The sequence below is a fragment of the Pseudarthrobacter sp. BIM B-2242 genome (assembly GCF_014764445.1).
GTDB classification, from domain to species: domain Bacteria; phylum Actinomycetota; class Actinomycetes; order Actinomycetales; family Micrococcaceae; genus Arthrobacter; species Arthrobacter luteus_A.
In genome coordinates this window covers 961,350-982,356 of sequence record NZ_CP061721.1, presented here as the reverse complement: position 1 = coordinate 982,356, position 21,007 = coordinate 961,350, and the positions used below count along the sequence as shown (strand labels likewise).

The window sequence follows — 21,007 nt, the reverse complement described above, 5'->3', positions numbered from 1 at the left end:
ACCGGAGGTCACCATGAAAGTCCCACAGCTCCACGTCGGCGCCGGCAGCACCCTTGGCCCCCTCAGCTTCTTCCCCGTCTGGACCTCAGGCTCCGGCAGTCTCGGCATCAGCACCGGCACCCACGCCGACGTCGCCGTCACCGAACTCGCCAGTGGTGCCCAGGTGGCCCGCCTCACCGTCACCAACAACGGCCCGCACCCCGCACTGCTGCTGGAGGGCGAGCTGCTCGAAGGCGGGCAGCAGCACCGGATCTGTGCCCGCGACGTCGTCCTCGGTCCAGGCGAAACCCGCGACATTGACACGTTCTGCGTCGAAGCCGGCCGCTGGGAAGCGGGCGAGACCAGCCACCGGAGGCAGGCCCGCCGCGCCCCGCTGAACGTCTGGTCAGAGCTGGCCAACGGCCTTCATGGCGAGCGCGGCGGCAACCGGCAGGGGCGGATCTGGGAGCGGGTTAGCCGCTTCGACAACGCCCGCGGCGCTTCCGCCACCAGTTCCCTGCTCCAGCACATGGACTGGTTCAAGAACGACAAGGAGGAACGGAACCGCTTCGACGCGTCGGCCGCGCCGAAGCCGCTGGAAGGCCAGCGGGGCGTGGTGATCGGCCTCGGCCGGCAGCCGCTGCTCCTGGAGGTCTTCGGCACCAGCACGCTGTTCCTCCGCCACTACGGCCAGATGGTCGAGGCGGCACTGCTGGACTTTGAGCTCCTGTCGCCCCAGGTGCTGGCATCCGGACCGATGCCCGGCCAGCGTGCCCGCGACTTCGCCGCCCACGTCCAAGCGATGGACTTCGGAACGTTCGACGGCGGCCCGGCGGCCGTCGAGGTCCGTGACCACGGCGCGCTCCGCAGCCGCAACATCGCCCGTGCCGCCGGAGCGGTGACCGCGGCCGGCATCGCCGTCGCGCTCCCCCAGCGCCGCCCGCAGCTGGCCCACCTGACCGGCTGGAACACCCGACACCCCCTGATGGAGATGGCATGAAACTGAACCCCCTGCAGAATGACCGCGCGGCCGGCGTCCTCGTCGCCTTGGCCGCCGGCGACGCCCTCGGAGCCGGATACGAGTTCGGCGCACCGCTGCCGGACGGCGCCGACGTGACCATGAAGGGCCGCGGCCCGTTCGGGTTCGCCCCCGCCGAGTGGACCGACGATACGTCCATGGCGATCCCCATTGCGCAGGCACTGCTGGAGTCCGCCTCCGGCGCCGCGTCCTCCTCCCTCGCGACTCGGGTGCGCTGGTCCGGCACCCGCACGACGGCGGCGTGTGGCTCGGCGGGGTCGGCTCACTTCAGCGCGTGGCCTGAGTTGGGCATCGACGCCGTGGTCTCGCTCTGCGCGCTCGGCACTCTCAATGTGCCGGGCGTGGCGCCGGAGGACCACTCCACTTTCTGGGTTGTCGACTCCGCTGCTAAAGACGACACCACACACGCGGCCTTGTCCTCGGGGAGGCGGCAGCCGCCGTCGAACGATTCCGGGCGGAGGGCAAGACTGTGCTGCTGCATTGTGTCCGGGCGGAGTCGCGGACGCCTACTGTTGCGGACCCCTACGGCGCGCACGTTGCAGGAGTGTCTCCGTTGGAGGCGATGGAAGACCTCCAGCGCGCCCTGCCCTTCGCGCGGCCAAACCCAGTGTTCTTGCGAGTGCTGGGAAATGCTGAGGGCGCCGCCGAGCCGAGGGACGCCGGGGCTTCGCCTTCAGTTGCCCACCGCGCCCGGTTTTAAACATCCGACCTGTTGGCGACGGTGAGTCATACGGCGCGTGGTGCTAGTACTGTGAGTTCTGTTGAAACAGCCACGGGGCTCATGCAGCACCTATCCATTTGCTGTTGAGCACGCCAGCATTCACATCTGAGTCTCATTCCCGGGGGAACACCTATGCGCCGTTTTATCGTCACGTCCGCTTTCATTGCCGTCACATTGCTAGTCGCAGGGTGCTCGGGCGAGACTGTCACCACCATGCCCGACGTGGTTGGAAAGGGTCTCGATGTCGCAATCAGCGATGTTAAGTTGGCCGGAATTGACGACGAGGTCGAGGTTCTTGGCGGCGGCATGTTTGGCGTTGTCGACAAGTCGAACTGGACGGTGTGCAGCCAAGAGCCTCAAACCGGGGCAGAGGTCTCGTCTGCCCCTCGCCTCACCGTAGACCGATCCTGCGAAACCGACGGCACTCCTTCCGAGGAGCCGACCCGGGAACCGGAAAAGTCCAAGCCTCCGGTGGAGGCATACAGCTACAAAGGTGCGCCATACGAGGTTGTCACCGTTGATGAAAACCAAGGTCCAGCAAAACTCAACCAGTACTGGGTATACACGAGTAAACTCGACTACTCAACGGATGGGTACAAGGACCAGATTAAAATGATCATCGCGGATATCGCACAGGCCCAGCGCACAGACAAGTTCATCGCGGAAGTTGTCACAGACAAGGAAATAGCCGAAGCGGAGTCGCCGTCCACGGCCGAAAGTTTCATCGAAAAGCGTGGCATGGACTACTTCATCAACGCTATTCCGAAGAAAGAAAAGACAGAATGGGTCGCATCCTATACGGGCGGTTTTGACCCGGACGCCGGAGAAGCAAGCGATTCAGCCAAGGCATTTGAAGTTATTTGGTTCATCGCTGCGGACGCTGAAATCGAGAATTGGAAGCCCCAAGCTGCGGGCTGACCCTACGATCACTTGCTGGACCGTCCGCCCCGCCTCATCTTTGCCGCGAATGATTCACTATTGTCGCGCCGCTAATGCTTGATCCACGTCGTCGTCAGGTGGTGCATTGATGGTCGGCCTTGGCTGATCTGAATTTTCGTCCTGGGAAGCACGCAATCCCAAGCAGCGGACTCAGCCGCCGGCACTAGATACCAAGTCCTGAGCCACCCTTCTTCGTGTCGACACGGCGAAACCGCTGTGCCCGGCTAACGTTGGATGAGTGCTAAACCGGCCCTTCGCATTTACGCATGGTTGGTTTGTTTGATCCGGTAGTGCCGGTGGCCGCCGGCGGCGAGTAGGCATCTGAGCCGGTAGTTGGTGAAGTTGCGGAAGCCTCGGGCTATTCTGCGGGTGGTTTCGATGACTCCGTTGATTGCTTCGGTAGGCCCGTTGGAGGCGCCGTTCGTTTCGAAGTAGGCCAGGATCGCGGTTTTCCATTGTTTGAGTGTCCGGCCGAGGCGGGCGACTTCCGGGATTGGGCAGGACGGGAAGGACCCAATGACTTCATTCACGAGTTCCCTGCCCCGCTCCGGCCGGGCGTGATAGATGTTGCGGAGCTTCTGGTAGCACTGCCATGCGAGGGTGACTTCGTCGTCGGGGTCTCCGGCATTGAGTTTCGCATCGAGCCGGGCGGACTGCTTGTCGGTCAGATGTTCGGCGCCGATCTGCAGGGTCCGGCGGATACCGTAGAGCGGGTCACCCTTGCGTCCGCGGTGGCCGAGAGTGTTCTGCTGGACCCGGCGGCGGACTTCGTCGACCATGGCCGATCCGAGTTTCACGACGTGGAAGGCGTCCAGGACCGTGATGGCTTCGGGCAGTTCGTCGCGGATCGCGTTGGCGTAGCCGCGGAACGGATCCAGCGCGGCGGTCTTGATCCCGGCGGTGAACCCGGGGCCACGGTCTTTGAGCCAGTCGGCGTAGGCCTTCCCGGACCGGCCTGGAACCAAGTCAAGTAGCCGTGCGTGCACCACGCCGTTCTCGTCGCGGGTGTGGTCCACGATTCCGGTGACCATGCCGGATCCCGGCGGGCCGGTGTGTGACCAGACGTGCTCATCCACCCCGAGCGCGTCAACGCCGGCGAGCCGATCGGAGTTCCTGATGCGGCGGGTGGCTTCTGCTCTGATGGCGTCCCAGACGGTGTGCCAGGAGACCCCGAGCTGGTGGGCCAGGGCCGAGACCGAGGTATCGAACCGCTGCAGCGCGTCGGTCGCCCAGTGGGCGGCTCGGGCGGTGAGTTTCGCCCGCGGCCCGGCCAGCGGGTGTTCTTCACTGAATGTTGTTTTTGGGCAGTCCGGGTCCGGGCAGCGCCAAACACGTTTGGCCCACAGCAGCCGCACCGGCTGGCCGAAACAGGGAATGTCATGGAGCCGGACCTGGCGGCGTCCGTGGCCGACCGCGACGACGCCGCAGTCCGGGCAACCGGCGAGGTCCACATCGGTTTCGACGCCCAGTACGAGGCCAGTCCTGGTTGCCGTGACGGAGCTGACGTGGACGCCCTCGACACCGAGCAGCGCATCCGCGCGCATGCACCAGCGGCCAGCAGAACAAGACATAGAGTTATTCATGTCAGGGTCTCTTTTTGGTTTTGGTTGCTTGGTCGCTACCAATTCAAAGAGGCCCTGACCTCTTTACTGCCGCACCACGCCGCACCACATCGCACCGCAGAATACCTACGCGATGGCGCCATCCTCAGACTGCGCATCCATGCTTATCTGCGAAGGCCCGCTAAACCGGACGGCCGGTTGATCAGTATGGGGGCAACAATGAGGTGCATACCGGAGGAACCGGAATTCGGCGAGGGACAGCTGGCGGAAAAAGCAGTCTGGAACGCTTTGAAAAACAGCCTCCCCGACGACGTTGTTCTAGCCCATTCCGTCCACATCCGCGACGGTCGGAACGAATACGAGATTGACCTGCTCGTCCTCTGGCCCAGAGTTGGCATGGCGGCTATTGAGGTCAAAGGCGGCCAGGTCAGCATCACGGACGGCCAGTGGTACCAGTCAGACCGCAGCCAAAAGCGCAAAATCCTTAGCCCGGTGGCGCAGTCACAGAGCTCATTACACGCGCTCAAGAACTGGCTTGAGAACCAGCTCGGATCCCGTCTCAGCAGCCGTTGTGTCTACATGGTCAGCCTGCCGTACACCGATGTACGGCCCGAGTGGGCCATGGCTGGCTGCCCCCGGACCCTCATCCTTGACCAAACTGAGAGCAAGTCCCCCGCTGACTTGGTCCGCCGGGCAATAGAGAACGAGGGCGGCGGAGCCGCCCCGCTGGCGCCGGTATTCTTGGAACGCATTGTCCGTCAGCTGGGCGGAAATCTGGCTGGCGCCGTCGGGACCTCCGGGAATCCGCAGGAAGACGAAGCCGCTCAGGATCATCTCACTGAGCGCCAGTCCGTGCTGCTTCAAGCAACCCGATCACTCCCTCGCATCCGCTTCACCGGTGGCGCGGGCAGCGGCAAGACTTGGCTGGCAGTCGAAAAGGCGCGCCTGCTAAGCAAGGACGGCAAACGCGTAGGCCTCTTCTGCTATAACAAGGGGCTCGGCCAATACCTGCAGGACCGCGTCACCACCTGGCGCCAGGCAAAGCCGGTGTTCACCGGTGAGTTTCACGAGTATGTTCGTGGCCTAGGCGTCCCTGACGGTGCGGGCCAGAAGTACTTTGACGTGGACATGCCCCGCATGTTGAAGCAGCTGGCCGCGGGAATGAAGCCTGAGGACAAGCTAGATGCCGTCATTGTCGATGAAGCCCAGGACTTCGCCCCGCTGTGGTGGGACGCCCTGCTTGCCTGCACCAATGACCCCGACGACGGTGAGGTCTACGCGTTCATGGACGACCGCCAGGACGTTTACCGCAGGTGGGAAGGGGCAACAGCCGACTTCGCCTACGGCCCGACCACGACATTTCTTCCCATTCACATCGACGACAACCTGCGGAACACCCGAAGGATCGCCGAGACGCTCAAACCCTTTGCGGGCGAACACTTCACACCCCGCGGCAGTACCGGACTGCCGGTCCGACGGGTGGAGTGCGCAACCGAGGATGCGCTCGACATCGCCGGAGACTGCGTGGATGCACTCATCGCAGAAGGGTGGGCCAACAATCAGATCGCGTTGCTGACCACCAAGGACCGGCACCCAATACATCTTGACTTCTACCAACGCGATGCCACCGAAGAGTACTGGCGCGAATTCCACGCCAACAAAGCCGAATTCTACGGCCACGTCCTCGGTTTCAAAGGCCTGGAGCGGTCCGTAGTGGTGCTCTGCGTCAACGGCTTCAAAGACATGGAACGGGCGGCAGAGCAGCTCTACGTCGGCCTTTCCCGGGCGCGGAGCCTACTGGTCGTTGTCGGTGATTCCGGGCTCTTAGAAGAAGCGGGCGGGCGGGAGCTGAAGGCGGTGCTGGGGCGGGCGCAGGTCTGGATACCGTCGCAGCATTAGGACCAAAGAGCGCGAACTGCGGCAAAGCCAGATGGCGACTTCTCATGGATTCCGCATCGCCATCCGGCGCCGTAAATCATCCACCCTAGGAAGAAGACGATGAGCACACACGTTCAAATGGATCTGTCCCCCGGCATGTCCGGAGGAATCGGGGTCGCACCGATACAAGACCTTGTGGCACGAGTCGTCAGCTACTGCACACACCCGAGGAGCGGCTGGCATACATACGACATGCCAGGATTGGTAGCTCGGCGAGATGGCCACTTTAAGCAGATCGCCCCTTGGTCGCTGTTGTGGGCCACTTCGCTGTCTGGACGATTGTCAGCGTCAGACGTGGCAGGCTTCACGCACGAATTTCGAACTGAATTGGTGCAACGACTCACCTCGCTGTCCGCCAAAAACCTGGCCGACATGAACGATGCCGAGGTGAAGGGCCTGACTCTTCTTTGTAGGTCCGGCTATAGCGGTCTGTGGGCACCGAAGGTCACAAAGATGCTTGCCCTTTACAGGCCGGACGCAGTACCAGTTCTCGATGGACACGTGGCGATGGCCATGGGTTTCAGGAGGGACGGCTTCCGTTCCGGCAAGGAACCTCGCTGGAGGCGCATCGAGCAAACGCTTTTGACACTTCGCTGCATCCTCAGCCAACAGCAGGGCGAACTCACACAAATCCGTGATCAAGTCGCCCATGCGGTATCCGATATTGGCAAAGTAACGGACCTGCGACTGCTGGACATTATCATCTGGACTTCCCAAGATGACCGCATGTCCCGTCCTGGGAGCCCAACCGACTTCTGGCTCAATAGCCAACATCGTGACTATCAGCCCGGCGGCTTTGACCCGCTGCCTTTGCAGTGAATCATGCAGGGGCAACGATTGTTAGACCCTGCCGCTAACGTGATTGGAAACGACCATCGGTCAAAGCATGGGGGAAGAATGAAAATTGAGTTCGGATTGCATCTGGACCGCGCACCGTGGGCCTACACTCGGCCCCGGCTCAACCAGATCCGGGTAGGGCGGAAGAACTTCACGGCCCTACTGCAGACACGTCTGGGAATCACGCGTCCGGACACGGGGCACGCCGAACGCGTCAGCCAGTATCTGGACCGTCTTCGGTCCATCGACTCCCCCGGCGCTTGGTTCCACAAGTCATTCCAGGTCGACCCTTGGTCCACTGCCCAGGAGCTACTTGCCGCCCGCGACGACGCAGTGGCAAACGGCTGGATCGGTGTGCTTCCTGCCCAGCGGCCAGACTCGGAAGCGCCGTCCCCGTTGCTGCGGACACTTGCGGCAGCGGAACAAGCGCAGGGACGGCTCGCGCCGTCCCTGGCCGATGACATCGCGGAGCTGGTGACGGCGCTTGACTCACCGCTGCCGCTAGGCATCGACGAGCTTGTGCTTCACCACCCTGAGTGCAGCTTTCCAAAGATCTGGCAGGTCATCATCGGAAAGCTCCGCGACCGCGGGGTAGACATCAGCGAAGCCATTCCGTCTGCCACGCCTCCGAAACTGACAATCCTTTCCGCTGAAACGGAATGGGACGCCGCCGAGATAAGCGCCAGATGGCTCGCCTCGGGCAACAATACCAGCACGGCCGTTATCTGTTCTGACAGCAGCGCCCTTCTCGACAGCTACCTCTCCGGGCACGGAATGCCAGCCGTCGGCGTTGGCGCCCCCTCAGCGTGGCGGCCGCATGACCAGTCGATTCCGCTGTTTTTCGAAGTCATCTGGTCACCGGTAAACGTACAGCTCCTCGCCGAACTGCTCAGCCTTCCAGGGTCGCCGGTCCGCCGGCGCGCCGCGGGGCACCTGCTGGGTGCGCTCAAGGCTGAGCCAGGAGTCGGCGGTGACGCCTGGGCCGCGGCAATCGCAAACATCGAAGGCGACGAACGGCTCGGCCCCGACGTGTCTGGCGTCCTGGACGACGTTTTCAGTGCAGGCCTGCTTGTTGAGGAAACGAATGTCAGCGGCATCCAGTTGGCTGAAAAAGCCGAATGGCTGGCAGCGCGATTGCGTGCCCGCGTAGCCTACGACGAGACGGCGACGGGAACGGCGGTGCTGCTCCAACGGATCCTCGCATTGATCAAGCCGCTTCCCCGTGTGTCCCGCCGGGACCTTCGCAGGATAATTGCCGCCGTGATCACTCCCTCGGCCGGATCCCTGATCCAAGCTGAATCAACTCCTTGGCTGCGGCTCAGCCATCTAGCCGAGCTGACCGACGACGTCGATCAGGTGCTCTGGTGGGGTTTTCAGAGCGCAAGAATGCCGCGCCTCCGCCGCTGGGACTCCCATGACATCGAAACCCTCGCCCAAGCTGGTGTGCAGCTTCCGGCTCCCGAAGATCTGAGTGCTCTCGATGTAACTCAAACCCTCGCCGGAGCAAACCGGACCGGCAATCTGGTGCTCGTCCAGATACGACAGCGCGACGGGGAACGGGTAGCGGGCAACCCGCTCCTGGAGGCACTCGTAGCCGCCCAGCCGAGCACGCAGACAGAATCGGAATCTGTTACAGATCGCCTCGCCGCGTTGACTGTCGCCCCCGAAGAGCTGACAAACAACAGCGGCCGCTGGTCGTTGGCGGGACGGCACGTCCAGCTCGTTCCTGTTGCACAGCACCGCCCTATTGCCCCACCTCCCGTCCACGAGGTCGGTCCGAACGCGGCACTCATACCAAAACGCCTCTCCTACACCCAGCTCTCCACCCTGCTCGGCTGTTCGTTCGCCTGGACGCTCAAACACAGGTCCCAGCTTCGGGTGCCTGACGCCGCGGGCGTGCCCACAGAGAACCAAATGCTTGGCATTTTCGCCCACAAGGTTGTAGAGGTCCTGCACGGTCAACTTCGGCCGCAACACCGGGCGGCGCCGACAGCATCCGAGGTGAGCGCCGTCGTCGACCGTCTCCTCCCCCAGCTTGCATCGGAACTGCTACTGCCCGGCCAGCTGCACCGGCTTGCTGGTGTCCGGGCAACCATCGAAGCCACCGTCATGATGTTCTTCCAGCAGCTGCAACGCGGCGGAATTGTGCTGCAGGATATGGAGAAAGAGTTCAGTAAAGACCTGACACTAAAAGTGCACGGTTCCGAGCTGACTGTTTCAGTCGGTGGCCGTGCCGACGCCGTGGGCATCGATGCCCGCGGCCGAACCGCCGTCGTCGACCTTAAGTGGAGCAACACAGAGAAGTATTACCGTGAGGACGTCCAGCGGGGAGAAGCTCTCCAGCTGGCGCTGTATCAGTGGGCTCTCAATGAAGGGGAGTTACCTCCCGATTTCCCGGCCGCGTATTTCCTGCTCAAACAGGGAACATTTGCTTCCTCCCATGCGGAATTCGGCACATCCCTGCAGCCCGCGCAGGACACACCCGAGTTGTGGCGCCGAGCTGTACGTGCCGTGGAGTTCACGGTGGAGGAAGTACTCACCGGGCGAATCACCGCCGCGCAGCCGGCCGAAGCTGCTCTAGCCGAAGGTGGGCCCACCTCCGCCGAGCTGGCTGCGGAGAATGAGCGGTTGCACCGGGAGCCGAACTGCCGGTACTGCGATTTTGGAACTCTGTGCGGACTAAAAGGGGATTACTCGTGAACTTGCTGGACAACGTCACCATGGTCTCGGCCAGCGCCGGCACCGGCAAGACTTACACGCTGACTGGCAAGATCGTGGACCAGATCGCGGGAGGACTGCCTGCCGGGGCAATAATGGCTACCACGTTCACCAAGAAAGCGGCCGGTGAGCTCCGGGAGCGCATAGCAGCCAGGCTTTTGGAACAGGCTGAGGTAACGGGCGACGAAACCGCTGCGGCCGCGCTTCGGCTCGCTTCCCAACAGCTCCCGGCTAGCCTCATCGGCACCGTGAACGGTGTCTACGGCCAGTTGCTCCAGGAACATGCGATCGACGCGGGACTGTCCCCCGCCCTCGAGATCATAGGCGAGGAACAGCTTACCGGCATCTTCAATCTGGCAACCGACGAAATCTTGGCCGAACACGCTCCGGCCATTCTCCCCATCGCCCGCCGCATGGGGACCGACGACGCTGGCGCCCGGGATGCCAAAACCTGGCAGGAGATGGTCCGGTCCGTTGTGGACGCTGCCCGCACTAACCTGCTGGACGCGGAGGACCTGTCCGACTGCGCAGAAAGGTCCTGGAACGGCTTCCGCGAGCTCCTCGATACCCCCAGTCAAGACGACCGGGAGAAGTGGTTGCGGGACCTGCGCGCTATCGTGCCCGACCTTGAAGCGACGGCTCGGGACGGCAAGACGCCTGCCGGGAAGACGGTGAGCGTCACCTCAGTATCCTTTACGGAACATGCGCCAAAGATCCTTCACAAGGTTGCGAAAATGGGCGAAATCGAAAGCATCACCTGGGAAGAGTGGCGCGGCGTCGTGGGATCAGGGGCTCCCTCGGCTGTCAAAGCACTCTTCGCACCAGCCATGGATGCCATCAAGGAAGGTCTACTGTCCAACCCTGCTTTCCATCACGATCTGGAGCAATACACCCGGAGGATCTTCGCTTGCGCTGCAGATTGCCTTGATGCCTATTCCGAGTTCAAACGGCTTCACGGCCTCATGGACTTTGTTGACCAGGAGACTCTGGTCCTCAAGCTGGCACGCGACAATGAAGCCTTCCGACGCTCGTTCCCCGGACGCGTCCGGTTCCTTGTCGTCGACGAGTTCCAGGACACCAGCCCCCTCCAGTTGGAACTCTTCCTGCAGCTCAGCAGTCTCGTAAATGAGGCCGTCTGGGTGGGCGACCCCAAACAGGCCATCTACGAGTTCCGCGGCACTGACCCTGAACTTATGGAAGCGGTCGTTGCCAAGGTCAGCCGCCGGGAACAGCTGTCCGAAACCTGGCGGTCGCACCAGGCCGTCGTGGACTTGAGCAATGCCGTCTTCGAGCCGGTGTTCCAAGGACATGGGATGCAGCCCGAGACAGTCCACTTGATGCTTCCGGACGCACACGCGGACTGGTCCGCAGGCACGCTTGAGGCCTGGACCCGGCCCCAGACCAACGACGGTGAACGGCTCAAGGCAACCGCTGCAGGCGTGGCGTCTCTGCTGGGGAGGCGGCCGGAACTGAGAGCCGGCGACGTAGCCATCCTTGCCCGCTCAAACGCAGATGTGGAATCACTCTCCTCAGCACTGGATGCTTTGGGGGTCCGGGCCAGCCGCAACCCACGCAAGCTGTCCGATGCACGGGAGGTGCAGCTCGCGCGGGCGGGCATGGCTTTCGTCGCTGACGGCTATGACACGGTGGCGCTGGCCGAGATCGTGGCACTCCATCCTGACCACTCCGCCCACGCGATCTGGCAACAGCAGCTCCTTGCTGCCCCGGAGACCGCCGCCGTGCTGGAGTCGTGGAATGCCGACCCACTGATCGCAGGGCTCGATGGTCTCCGCGAACGTGCAGCCCGGGCTACTCCCACCGAGGTCTTCGAGGCGGTGACCGGTGTACTGAGGCTCAACCGTCTGATCAGCAGCTGGTCGTCGCCGGCTACCAGATTGAGGAATCTCGACGCCGCCCGTGGCGCGATCCATACGTATTACGAGCGATGTCTGGCGCTCCGATCGCCAGCGACACTGCGGGGCTTCCTCGCCTTCTTCGGCAGTGAGGAGCAGCAATCGGCCGAGAACGCAGGGGACGACGTGGTCAACGTTCTGACCTATCACAAGGCCAAAGGGCTCGAATGGCCCGTTGTGGTCTTGGAGGGGCTGGACAAAGATCTGCGACTCGCAGCGTTCGGCGCCGCAGTGGAGCAGGACGGCAGCTTCGATCTGGAGCAGCCGCTGGACGGCCGCTGGATCCGCTTCTGGCCCAGCCCCTTCCCGTACGGTGGCTCCCCGCTCGACGCCAAGGGCAAGACGAGCGACGTGGCGGAACGGGCGCAGGAACGCGATCGCCGCAACATGTCACGGCTTATGTACGTGGGCATGACCCGGGCGGTAAAAACAACGGTCCTTACAGCCAAGAACGGCAAGCCAGACTTGCTGAACAACCTGGGTGTTGCCTCGCTGGTCTCGTGGGTCAAGCAAGACGAAGACAGCACCGACGGTGTTATTCAGGTGGCGGATAATGACGGCTTCCGTGCGTTTGTAGCAGAACTTGAGCCGCTGGATACGGTTTTGACAGCTGCCGTTTGGACTCCGAGGTTCACTGATGCCGAGTCGTCCCCCTCCGGAGCTGCTGCGTTGCCAGCCCGCTTCGCGGCGTCGTCCTTGGACTCGTCGGGACACGACGCGGCCGTAACCGCGGTGGTGGAGCTAGGCTCTCGTCTTGCTGAACATGGTTCCGATGACTGGGGTGCGGTGGGCAGCGCAGTCCATGCTTACCTGGGAACGCAGTTCTCGGCGCTCAGTCCAGCTGACCGGCAGGATTTGGCGGAACGGATCGTCGAACGCTGGCACGTCGAGGGAACCGTTGATCCTCTGTTGCTGATCACGTCCGGGGACCGGTTCGAGGCTTATCTCGACTCGGAGTTCCCGGGGTGGGTGCGCCATCGGGAGGCAGCGATAGGCTGGCGGCCGGAGAACCAGGTCATGGAAGGCTGGATCGACCTTCTGCTGGAAGGACCAGAAGGATTCGTGCTCGTCGACCACAAGACATACCCCGGCAACAACCCCGGAGGCCATATCCGCGAAAAGTACCTGGGCCAGATGGCTGCCTACAGGAGCGCGGTACTGGCTGCAACCGGAAAGCCCGTGGTGCGAACGCTAATCCATTTCCCAGCTTTGGGAAGTATCTACGAGATCAGCGCGGTCTAGGTGAGTTGGCGCGGCTTCACCACCAGCGGTGGCGGCACTCGTCATCTTGGCAAGCCCACTTCGGCAGGCCCCATTCAACCTGGCCGGTCGCGGGATAAATGCGCTGTTCGTGCATCATGACGCAGCCAGCAAATTCCGTTTTCGGATATTGCTCCACTGTGTCGGGCATAACCATGCCGTAGATAATGCGCCAGGCCTCGTGCCCGCAGACCGGGCACCGTCTTGTCGCAGTTTTTCTTTTGGGGTTTCGGTTCTCTGCCATCTTAGAAACGTAGCCTCGGCTGCAGACATTCTGCCGACTTACAAAAAGTTTTAGGACCGACAGCTATACAGAAAACAGGAGCAGCAACCCACGTGACCAACCCTGAACCGCGAATTGCAGTGTTGCCAGACGCGCCCGAAACGAGGCTACTGGTGGCACTTACCAGTCATTCCTCCGACCTTTCGGAAGCCGCGCATACCCTGCGTCATGCCTTCGAGGCCGGTGAAGGTTCCGAGCTCTGGCTCCCGCTGACCTCGCATGCAGTCACGGCTTACATCCGCCCGTTCATCGATTCGAACGTTCGCACACGCCTGGACAACATGCCGGAAATCCCGGCGTTGCCACCTACCCTCGCTGGGGTGCACGACAAGATACGGAAGTATCGAAACACCACCGTCGCGCACTCACAGTCAGAATTGACCCTGCCGCTACCCGTTGCCTTCCTCGATGCCGAGGGACGCGGAGTCAAGGTCAGCGGAATTTCGATCATTCATCCAATGCCTTTGGCCATTGCCGAGAGCTTCTCGGACTTGATCTCAGTAATGGAGGACGTCGTGGACCAGGCGACGCAGCCAGTCCTTGAGAGCCTGCGCGTCTGGTTGCAAGGTCAGGCCCCGGACACCATCAAAGGTTGGGACCATCCGGAGTTTATCCACGCAACCGACTCGGACTTCAGCGCTGCCACTAGTCGAACGGCGGCGCCTCGGTTTACGGCTTATTGGCACGCGGAGCTCTCACCAACGTCACCCGCGACGCCGCGGGCTCCATCACCCGGCAGGCGGTGGAGTACGCACTTACCCAGCGCACCGCCGTCGTGATTGCCTTCCCTGCGACCTTGGGCAATCGAAGCCGCGGACGATGAGATTCCGGCACCGCACGCACAAAGGTGCGGGGGCAGGCGGCCGCTAATTCTCGCTGGCCGCGGTGCGCATCTCGCCGGAGCCGCACCGGAGCTCCGGGAGCTCGCCGATCGCCTGAGCGCGCTGACCGCCGCAACCGCCCCGGCACCCAACTCCTCCAGGGTGAGGGCACCTCGGCGTCGCGGGCGGCTTTGGCACAGACACCGCAGCCGGGCTCATGGGCGAGGCCTAAGGGTCCTCGTGGCCGGGCAGAGCTTGAGTCCCTTGACCATGCGATTCGGGCACCTGCTCGGCCCGGACAGCTCCGTCATCCAGATCGACGCCGCTCTGCTGGTCGGGGGACCGGGCGATCAGCCAGGCTCAGCGGAGCCGGACGGACGGCTGGACCCGCGTTCCCTGGCCACGGCACTGGAGGCGGTAATGCCACGGGTTTTGAAACCAACCAGTCGTTTTAGTCTCTGTTCTGTAGCTCCAATGTGAGGTCGGCGTCCACAACCCGTCGATCTACCACCACGCTCCTTTGGGTGGACTCGCCACAATCAGTGCAGGTCGGGGCCACCCGCCTCGACGATCTCAACGAGCACACTGATAGGTTCGTCAGAGTCGTCTTCGCCGACTTGGCCGTCGTCATGAAGCCATTCTTGGGCTTCTCCCTCGCCAAGATGCGGGTACTTTTCCAAGAGGAACCGCCGTCGGTACGCCATGTTGGCAGCGTCAAATATCCCTTCCAAAGTGGTCCAGTTAAGGGTCCCACCCACGAGGATTCCTGCGACGGGAACGACTTTGCCCAGCCCCTGCTTCGTAAGGCGAACGCCGAATGCCTTCGCGAACTGCTTCGAGACCTGAGAGACGATCGATCTGTCCAGAATTTCCCACGTCTTTTTGCGGACGAGAGCTTGAGTGAGCCGCGAAATGTCGGCCATTGCGGCGGACTTGGCGCCGGCGGATATTGCCGTTCCCGCATTAACGACAGACATGATGAAGAGCTTTTCGGCAGGTTCTTCCGGATCGTAGCCGTAGTGCAACGACACTTCGCCGACGCAACGGGACCCCAGTGCCAGAACTATGGCGGCGTCGCCAACGAAGGCGCCGGCGATTACGGCGCCCGAAGGTGCTGCCGCGGCACCACCTGTGAGGGGGACTGCGAGTTCCCCGCCGGAGATCGCCAACCCTGCACCGGCTCCAGAAACGGCAGCGGCAAGCGGATATCCCCAACTCGCCCCTCGTCCACGGACAGCATCGATCTGCTCAAGGTCCAGACGTCGCAGGTCGGAAAGGGTACTGACGGCGTGCTTACGCTTCTTGTGCTTCGCGACCACTTGCTTGGGTGAGAGTCCTGCCCTTGAGACCCGCGCCACCGATTGGCGCATCGATGTAAAAGCAGTGCCGCCCCAGTCGGATACTCCGTCCGGAATGGCCTCGACCGCTTTGCGAGCCCCGGTGCCGAGCATGTGAGCGCCCTTGGAAACGATTTCCTGTCCCCGGACAACGGTAGCTTGGGCTCCTGGCCTTCCCTCCAGGTACTGCGTGGCACGCTCACCGAGTTTCTCAGCGCCGGCGGCCACCTGCTCCCCCGCATTTCGTATCGCCTGTGAGAGCGGTCGGCCCTTGAACCGCTGGATGTTGTGCCACGCTTCGAGCTCGTACGCCGATGGTTCTGTCATGCCGCAATTATGCCTTCACGTTGCAGTGAACCCAGTCCGACACGATCGCAACCGGAAAAGCTGCCCACGAGCGTACGACCTCAGGTATATAGGAGCAACGGACTTCATCCATGAAGAGACGTCATTCTTGGATATTTTATGGCCAATCTGGAGCCATCGCTGAGCATGGGCAGTTAGATTGGCCATACGGTTCACAAGGTTGGTAGCCAGAAGTGCCGAACGGCAAGGCCCTTGCTCACGCAGCGGGGGCCTTGCCTGTTTTCGACGTGGTGAAAGACCGGCGGGCAATCATCCGTCTCTGTCTCGCACAGCCAGCAGGCCGGCATCGTGCGCTACGGTGCCGGCTGGGACGTGGTTTGCAACCCTTTGTTCAGTCGACGAGCACCCGCTGCTTGTCAACGTCCGATGCTTCGACAATCGGCGCAACCTTACCGTGCCGGTGATGGATCCAGTTCGCCACCGCCAGGAGTGCCACGAGTGCGAAGGTGCTCAGGAGCTGGGGGCGGGAATCCTCGCCGATGAAGCCCACCGTGAAGATCGCAGCGAGGATGACCAGGCCAACCACCGTGAGCCACGGGAAGCCGGGCATCCGCAGGGGAAGCGCCGTCCCGTTGCGGTCGGCACGGAGGCGCAGCGCGAGCTGGGCCAGCAAAGCAGAGGTCCACACCAGCAGGCAGGTCGAGCCAACGATGTTGAGCAGGACGGGAAGGACCATCTCGGGGAAAGCCAGCTCCAGCACAACCGTGACAACACCGAAGGCGACGCTGGCCACGACTGCGACAACCGGAACCCGGGCTTTGGACACCGAGGCAAGCAGGCGTGGTGCTTCGCCCCGCTCGGCGAGGGAGTACGCCATCCGTGACGCACCGTAAAGGTTGGCGTTCAGGGCGGAGAGCAGAGCTGCCACGGCCACCAGGGTGATGGCGGTGGCTGCGCCGGGCATGCCGGCTGCCTCCAACACCGCGGCGAACGGGCTCTTCAGCCCCGCCGAACCGACGGGAACCACGGCTGCGATAACGAAGATCGCACCGATGTAGAAGACCAGGATGCGCCACAGCACAGTCCGGACCGCTGTCCGCACGCTGCGCGCCGGCTCCGCGGTCTCGGCTGCCGCCACCGACACGATCTCGGTGCCGCCGAACGCGAACGCCACCACGAAGAGTGCCGTGGCGATTCCGGCGAAACCATCAGGCGCGAAGCCGGCGCCGGTGAAGTTGGACAGGCCCGGCGACTGGACGCCCGGCAGCCAGCCGAAGAGCAGGGCAGCGCCCACCAGGAGGAACCCGACGATTGCCGCCACCTTGAGCAGGGCGAACCAGAACTCGAACTCGCCGAAGTTCTTCACACTGGTGAGGTTCACAGCCGTGAGCACCACGATGAACACGAAGGCCATCAGCCACACCGGCAGGGCCGGGAAGATGGTGGCCAGCAGGCCTGCCGCACCGAGCGCTTCGGCTGCGATGACCACCACGAGCTGCAGCCACCAGAGCCAGCCCACCGTGGCACCGGCCACCGGCCCGTACGCCTTGGCGGTGTAGACGGAGAAGGCGCCGCTGTCCGGATTGGCGGCGGCCATCTCGCCGAGGGCCCACATCACCAGGATGATGAGGGTGCCGGCCACGAGGTAGGAGATCAGCACGGCCGGTCCGGCGGCCTGGATGCCGGCGCCGGAGCCGATGAACAGGCCCGCACCGATGGCGCTGCCGAGCCCCATCATGGTGAGCTGGCGGGGTTTGAGTGCCGCGCCCAGTGCGCGGCCAGACGTCTTTGTCTGTTGTTCCATGGGGAGTCCTCTGGTTGTGGGTGGAACGGATGGGGTAACAGGAAAGTCGGTTGTCAGGCTGCGTGGGCTTCCAAAAGCCGGAGCACGCGATCGTTGGAGGCGGGGGCGGCAACGGTGATCCGTACGCCGTCGCCCTGGTACGCACGGACCAAGATGCCTGCGCGGTCGAACGCGTCCACCAGCCTTGCCTGGAGGCGTTCATCTGCGCGGATCCACAGGAAGTTGCCCTGGCTCGCCTGCAGTTTCCAGCCCTGGGCTTCCAGCTGCGCAGCCATCCGGGTGCGCTCCTGCTTGACCGTGGCCACCCGGGCTTCCATCTCCTCCCCCGCGTCCAGCGACGCGATGGCCGCCTTCTGGGCCAGCGCGCTCACCGAGAAGGGAAGGGCAGTCCGGCGCAGTCCCTCGGCGATGGTCGGTGCCGCCACGGCGTATCCCACGCGCAGGCCGGCGAGCCCGTACGCCTTCGAGAAGGTGCGCAGGATGCAGACGTTCGGGTACTGGCGGTAGAGCGCCAGGGAATCCGGGCCGCTGCCCGCTTCGGCGTATTCCACGTAGGCCTCGTCGATCACCACGAGGATGTCGGAGCGGACGGACTGCAGGAACGCCTCGATGCGTTCGTGGCTGATCGGAACGCCGGTGGGATTGTTGGGGGTGCAGAGCAGGATCACCTTCGTGCGGTCGGTGACGGCCGCGGCCATGGCTTCGAGGTCGTGGCCCTCCACATCGTCCAGCGGAACGCGGACCGGCCGGGCGCCTGCCAGCTCAACCAGGATGGGGTAGGCCTCGAAGGAGCGCCACGCAAAGATCACGTCATCCCCGGCATCGCACAGTCCGGTGATGATCTGCTGGAGGACGCCCACGCTGCCGGGTCCCACCGCCACCTCTCCGGCCGTGACGCCGAGGTGGCGGGCAAGCCGTTCACGGAGTTCGACGGCGGCACTGTCCGGGTAGCGGTTCATGGTTCCGGCCGCTGCGGCCACCGCAGCGGCGGCAGCGGGCAGTGGTTCGTAGTGGCTTTCGTTGCTGGCGAGGGCTGCAATGTCCAGGCCGGCGCTGCGGCGGCCGGGAACGTAGGGCGGAAGTCCGGCCACGGCGCCACGAAGGGTGGGAAGCGCGGTGTCCGGTGCAGTCAGGATCTGATCACGGGTCATGAGCAACGATCATGATTGTGACCCGGCCCACAATGCAAGATACCCTTTAGCCATTGGGACTTCTGCTCAACCTCAACTGTCTGTGGTGAAAATATGACCATCCCGAACCCCCGCACCGTGGATTCCCTCGACGGCAGGATCATCCTGGCCCTCGACAAGGATCCCGAAGCCAGCGCCCTGGCACTCTCCCGGACGCTCGGCGTCGCACGGAACACGGTCCACGCCCGGCTGGCACGGCTCGAGCGCAGCGGCGCCCTCCGCTCCTTCAGCCGGAGGCTGGACCCCGCCGCGCTGGGCTACGACCTGATGGCCTTCCTCTCCCTCTCCATCAGCCAGACCCGGACCGGCGCGGTGGAGGACGGGCTCGCCGCGATCCCGGAAGTCATCGAGGTCCACGCCACCACCGGGGACGCCGACCTCATGGCCAAGGTAGTGGCCCGCAGCACGGCCGATCTCTACCGCATCACCAACGAGATCCTGGAAATCGAGGGCATCCAGCGGACCAGCACGGCCATTTCTGTGCTGGAGCTTATGCCGCCCCGCTACGACGGCCTCCTGAGCCGGCTGTCGGAGCAGGAATCCCGCCCTTCGCGTTAATCGTGGGTGATGCACACCACAAGCGGTCATATTTTCACTAATACCTGTGTCCTCCTGCCAAATATCCCAATCAAACTCTCGTCTCTTGCTCATCTGTGAACCAGCCCACAAGATTCCTGCATGACTACTCTCACCGTCTCAGGCCGCGTGGCACAGGTTCTCAGCAGCTACCTCACCGATGTCTTCGGCGTCATGGGCAACGGCAACGTCTACTTCCTGGACGCCGCGGAACAGCTGGGCCTCCGCTTCTCCGCAGTCCGCCATGAAGGCGCCGCCATCGCCGCGGCCGACGCCTACTACCGGACGTCGGGACGCCTCGCCGCAGGCACCACCACCTACGGCCCCGGCTACACCAACGCACTCACAGCCCTCGCCGAGTCGGTCCAGGCCCAAATCCCCGTGGTGCTGGTCACCGGCGACGCCCCGAGCAGCGGCGCCCGGCCCCAGGACGTGGACCAGGCGGCCATCGCCGCGGGCCTCGGCGCGGCCACCTTCACCGTCACCCGCGACGCCGCGGGCTCCATCACGCAGCAGGCGGTGGAGTACGCACTCACCAAGCGCACCGCCGTCGTCATTGCCATTCCCTACGACCTCGCGTCACTCGAGGCGGAAGACGAAGAGCTTCCCGTGCCGCTGGCACCGGTGGTGAGTGACGACGTCGACGGCGGCCTCGGGCAGGTAGCCCGCCTGCTCGCCGGGGCGAAGCGGCCGCTGATCCTCGCCGGCCGCGGTGCGCACCTCGCCGGAGCCGGCCCGGAGCTCCGCGAGCTCGCCGACCGTCTCGGCGCACTGACTGCCGGAACCGCCCTGGCGCTCAACCTCCTCAAAGGCGAGGGGTACCTGGGTGTCGCGGGCGGTTTCGGCACGGACACCGCGGCCGGGCTCATGGGCGAGGCTGATGTGGTCCTCGTGGCCGGGGCAAGCCTGAGCCCCTTCACCATGCGGTTCGGGCACCTGCTCGGCCCGGACAGCACCGTCATCCAGATCGACGCCGCCCTGCAGCCGACGCACCCCCGGGTGGATACGTTCGTCAGCGCGGACGTGAAGTCTGCTGCTTCACGCCTTCTGGCGCTGTTGGACGACAGCACTTCGGCGGATGCCCGCCCGGAGGCGTGGCGCGCGGAAGCCCGCAGGCGCCTGGCTTCAGGACCAGGCCACGCCCCTGGCTCTGACGAGACTTTGGACGGCCGGCTGGACCCGCGGTCCCTGGCCACGGCACTGGATGCGGTGCTGCCGGCGCGCCGCACGGTGGTCCAGGACGGCGGGCACTTTGTCGGCTGGGGACCAATGTACTGGCACATCCCCAGGCCGCAGGACCTGGTCATGGTGGGGACCGCCTTCCAGGCCATCGGGCTGGGCCTTGCCAGCGCCGTAGGAGCGGCCCGTGCAGTGGAGGACGGCCGCACCCTGGTGCTGGCCTCCGGCGACGGCGGTTTCCTGATGGGCCTGTCCGACCTCGAATCGCTCATTGGGGCGGCCAGCAGCGCCGTCGTGGTGATCTACAACGATGCCGCCTACGGAGCCGAAATCCACCAGTACGGCTCCCAGGGCCTGACCGAAAAGCCCATGCTGATCCCCGAGGTGGACTTCAGCGGAATTGCGCGGGCTTTGGGTGCCGAGTCGGCGATCATCCGATCCTTGTCTGACCTGTCCGCGCTCACGGAGTGGATAGACGCCGGCGCCACGGGAACCTTCGTGGCCGACTGCCGGATCACGTCGAGCGTCCGGGCTCCATGGCTGAGCGAGTGGATGGCGGCCAAGCAGGAGGCGAAGGCGGCGGTGGCGGGGTAGCTGAACATGGA

The 21,007-nt window shown here is 63.8% G+C and carries 15 protein-coding genes and 1 pseudogene; 10 read left to right on the top strand and 6 right to left on the bottom strand.

What is annotated here, in order from left to right:
- Positions 1–13 precede the first annotated feature (13 nt).
- Entirely contained in the window at positions 14–979 is a 966-nt protein-coding gene (locus IDT60_RS04675; RefSeq protein WP_191081061.1) for an ARPP-1 family domain-containing protein, read from the top strand.
- A pseudogene (locus IDT60_RS04670) lies at positions 976–1,224 on the top strand (ADP-ribosylglycohydrolase family protein); the annotation flags it as partial. The gene IDT60_RS04675 and the pseudogene IDT60_RS04670, both read left to right, overlap by 4 nt.
- A 56-nt stretch (positions 1,225–1,280) precedes the next feature.
- Here IDT60_RS04670 and IDT60_RS04665 read toward each other — a convergent pair.
- Positions 1,281–1,499 (bottom strand): hypothetical protein, encoded by a 219-nt coding sequence (locus IDT60_RS04665; RefSeq protein WP_191082048.1) that lies wholly within the window; start codon positions 1,497–1,499, stop codon positions 1,281–1,283.
- Between the two features lie 372 nt (positions 1,500–1,871).
- Here IDT60_RS04665 and IDT60_RS04660 point away from each other — a divergent pair, with 372 nt between their 5' ends.
- On the top strand, positions 1,872–2,657 hold the full coding sequence (locus tag IDT60_RS04660; protein ID WP_191081060.1) for a hypothetical protein: 786 nt from the start codon (positions 1,872–1,874) through the stop codon (positions 2,655–2,657).
- 281 nt (positions 2,658–2,938) lie between these two features.
- Here the strand turns inward: IDT60_RS04660 and IDT60_RS04655 are convergent, their stop codons facing one another.
- Positions 2,939–4,222 carry an ISL3 family transposase gene (locus tag IDT60_RS04655; RefSeq protein WP_223883882.1) on the bottom strand — a complete coding sequence of 428 codons (1,284 nt, stop codon included), beginning with the start codon at positions 4,220–4,222 and terminating at the stop codon, positions 2,939–2,941.
- On the opposite strand from IDT60_RS04655, the gene IDT60_RS04650 reads away from it, so the two are divergent.
- The 4 genes from IDT60_RS04650 to IDT60_RS04635 all read left to right on the top strand — a co-directional run bounded on the left by IDT60_RS04650 (position 4,184) and on the right by IDT60_RS04635 (position 12,888).
- Positions 4,184–6,139 carry an NERD domain-containing protein gene (locus IDT60_RS04650; RefSeq protein ID WP_223883881.1) on the top strand — a complete coding sequence of 652 codons (1,956 nt, stop codon included), beginning with the start codon at positions 4,184–4,186 and terminating at the stop codon, positions 6,137–6,139. The genes IDT60_RS04655 and IDT60_RS04650 overlap by 39 nt on opposite strands.
- A gap of 99 nt (positions 6,140–6,238) precedes the next feature.
- Positions 6,239–6,997, top strand: coding sequence for a DUF6308 family protein (locus IDT60_RS04645; RefSeq protein ID WP_370590720.1), 759 nt, complete (start codon positions 6,239–6,241; stop codon positions 6,995–6,997).
- Positions 6,998–7,075: 78 nt separating this feature from the next.
- Complete coding sequence (locus IDT60_RS04640) at positions 7,076–9,715, top strand: PD-(D/E)XK nuclease family protein (RefSeq protein WP_191081058.1); 2,640 nt, start codon at positions 7,076–7,078, stop codon at positions 9,713–9,715.
- Complete coding sequence (locus IDT60_RS04635; RefSeq protein WP_191081057.1) at positions 9,712–12,888, top strand: exodeoxyribonuclease V subunit beta; 3,177 nt, start codon at positions 9,712–9,714, stop codon at positions 12,886–12,888. The genes IDT60_RS04640 and IDT60_RS04635 overlap by 4 nt, the downstream gene beginning before the upstream one ends.
- A gap of 16 nt (positions 12,889–12,904) precedes the next feature.
- Here IDT60_RS04635 and IDT60_RS04630 read toward each other — a convergent pair whose 3' ends face one another.
- Positions 12,905–13,150: a hypothetical protein gene (locus IDT60_RS04630; protein WP_191081056.1), complete on the bottom strand. Its 246-nt coding sequence runs from the start codon at positions 13,148–13,150 to the stop codon at positions 12,905–12,907.
- Positions 13,151–13,242: 92 nt separating this feature from the next.
- Here IDT60_RS04630 and IDT60_RS04625 point away from each other — a divergent pair, with 92 nt between their 5' ends.
- Positions 13,243–13,968 (top strand): hypothetical protein, encoded by a 726-nt coding sequence (locus IDT60_RS04625; RefSeq protein WP_191081055.1) that lies wholly within the window; start codon positions 13,243–13,245, stop codon positions 13,966–13,968.
- 581 nt (positions 13,969–14,549) lie between these two features.
- On the opposite strand, the gene IDT60_RS04620 is transcribed toward IDT60_RS04625, so the two are convergent.
- The 3 genes from IDT60_RS04620 to hisC form a co-directional block, all read right to left on the bottom strand.
- On the bottom strand, positions 14,550–15,674 hold the full coding sequence (locus tag IDT60_RS04620; RefSeq protein WP_191081054.1) for an EcsC family protein: 1,125 nt from the start codon (positions 15,672–15,674) through the stop codon (positions 14,550–14,552).
- Between the two features lie 370 nt (positions 15,675–16,044).
- On the bottom strand, positions 16,045–17,457 hold the full coding sequence (locus tag IDT60_RS04615; protein ID WP_191081053.1) for an amino acid permease: 1,413 nt from the start codon (positions 17,455–17,457) through the stop codon (positions 16,045–16,047).
- Positions 17,458–17,510: 53 nt separating this feature from the next.
- Complete coding sequence (hisC, locus tag IDT60_RS04610; protein WP_191081052.1) at positions 17,511–18,608, bottom strand: histidinol-phosphate transaminase; 1,098 nt, start codon at positions 18,606–18,608, stop codon at positions 17,511–17,513.
- A gap of 93 nt (positions 18,609–18,701) precedes the next feature.
- Here hisC and IDT60_RS04605 point away from each other — a divergent pair, with 93 nt between their 5' ends.
- A complete protein-coding gene (locus tag IDT60_RS04605; RefSeq protein WP_191081051.1) occupies positions 18,702–19,205 on the top strand; it encodes an Lrp/AsnC family transcriptional regulator in 504 nt (167 codons plus the stop codon).
- Positions 19,206–19,325: 120 nt separating this feature from the next.
- Positions 19,326–20,996, top strand: coding sequence for a thiamine pyrophosphate-binding protein (locus IDT60_RS04600; RefSeq protein WP_191081050.1), 1,671 nt, complete (start codon positions 19,326–19,328; stop codon positions 20,994–20,996).
- The last annotated feature ends 11 nt before the right edge of the window (positions 20,997–21,007 follow it).

Excerpts from the sequence above, each read along its gene's own strand:
- IDT60_RS04675 (WP_191081061.1), top strand. The coding sequence starts at position 14 with ATGAAAGTCCCACAGCTCCACGTCGGCGCCGGCAGCACCCTTGGCCCC.
- IDT60_RS04665 (WP_191082048.1), bottom strand. The coding sequence starts at position 1,499 with ATGCAGCAGCACAGTCTTGCCCTCCGCCCGGAATCGTTCGACGGCGGC.
- IDT60_RS04660 (WP_191081060.1), top strand. The coding sequence starts at position 1,872 with ATGCGCCGTTTTATCGTCACGTCCGCTTTCATTGCCGTCACATTGCTA.
- IDT60_RS04655 (WP_223883882.1), bottom strand. The coding sequence starts at position 4,222 with ATGCGCGCGGATGCGCTGCTCGGTGTCGAGGGCGTCCACGTCAGCTCC.
- IDT60_RS04645 (WP_370590720.1), top strand. The coding sequence starts at position 6,239 with ATGAGCACACACGTTCAAATGGATCTGTCCCCCGGCATGTCCGGAGGA.
- IDT60_RS04640 (WP_191081058.1), top strand. The coding sequence starts at position 7,076 with ATGAAAATTGAGTTCGGATTGCATCTGGACCGCGCACCGTGGGCCTAC.
- IDT60_RS04630 (WP_191081056.1), bottom strand. The coding sequence starts at position 13,150 with ATGGCAGAGAACCGAAACCCCAAAAGAAAAACTGCGACAAGACGGTGC.
- IDT60_RS04620 (WP_191081054.1), bottom strand. The coding sequence starts at position 15,674 with ATGACAGAACCATCGGCGTACGAGCTCGAAGCGTGGCACAACATCCAG.
- IDT60_RS04615 (WP_191081053.1), bottom strand. The coding sequence starts at position 17,457 with ATGGAACAACAGACAAAGACGTCTGGCCGCGCACTGGGCGCGGCACTC.
- hisC (WP_191081052.1), bottom strand. The coding sequence starts at position 18,608 with ATGACCCGTGATCAGATCCTGACTGCACCGGACACCGCGCTTCCCACC.
- IDT60_RS04605 (WP_191081051.1), top strand. The coding sequence starts at position 18,702 with ATGACCATCCCGAACCCCCGCACCGTGGATTCCCTCGACGGCAGGATC.
- IDT60_RS04600 (WP_191081050.1), top strand. The coding sequence starts at position 19,326 with ATGACTACTCTCACCGTCTCAGGCCGCGTGGCACAGGTTCTCAGCAGC.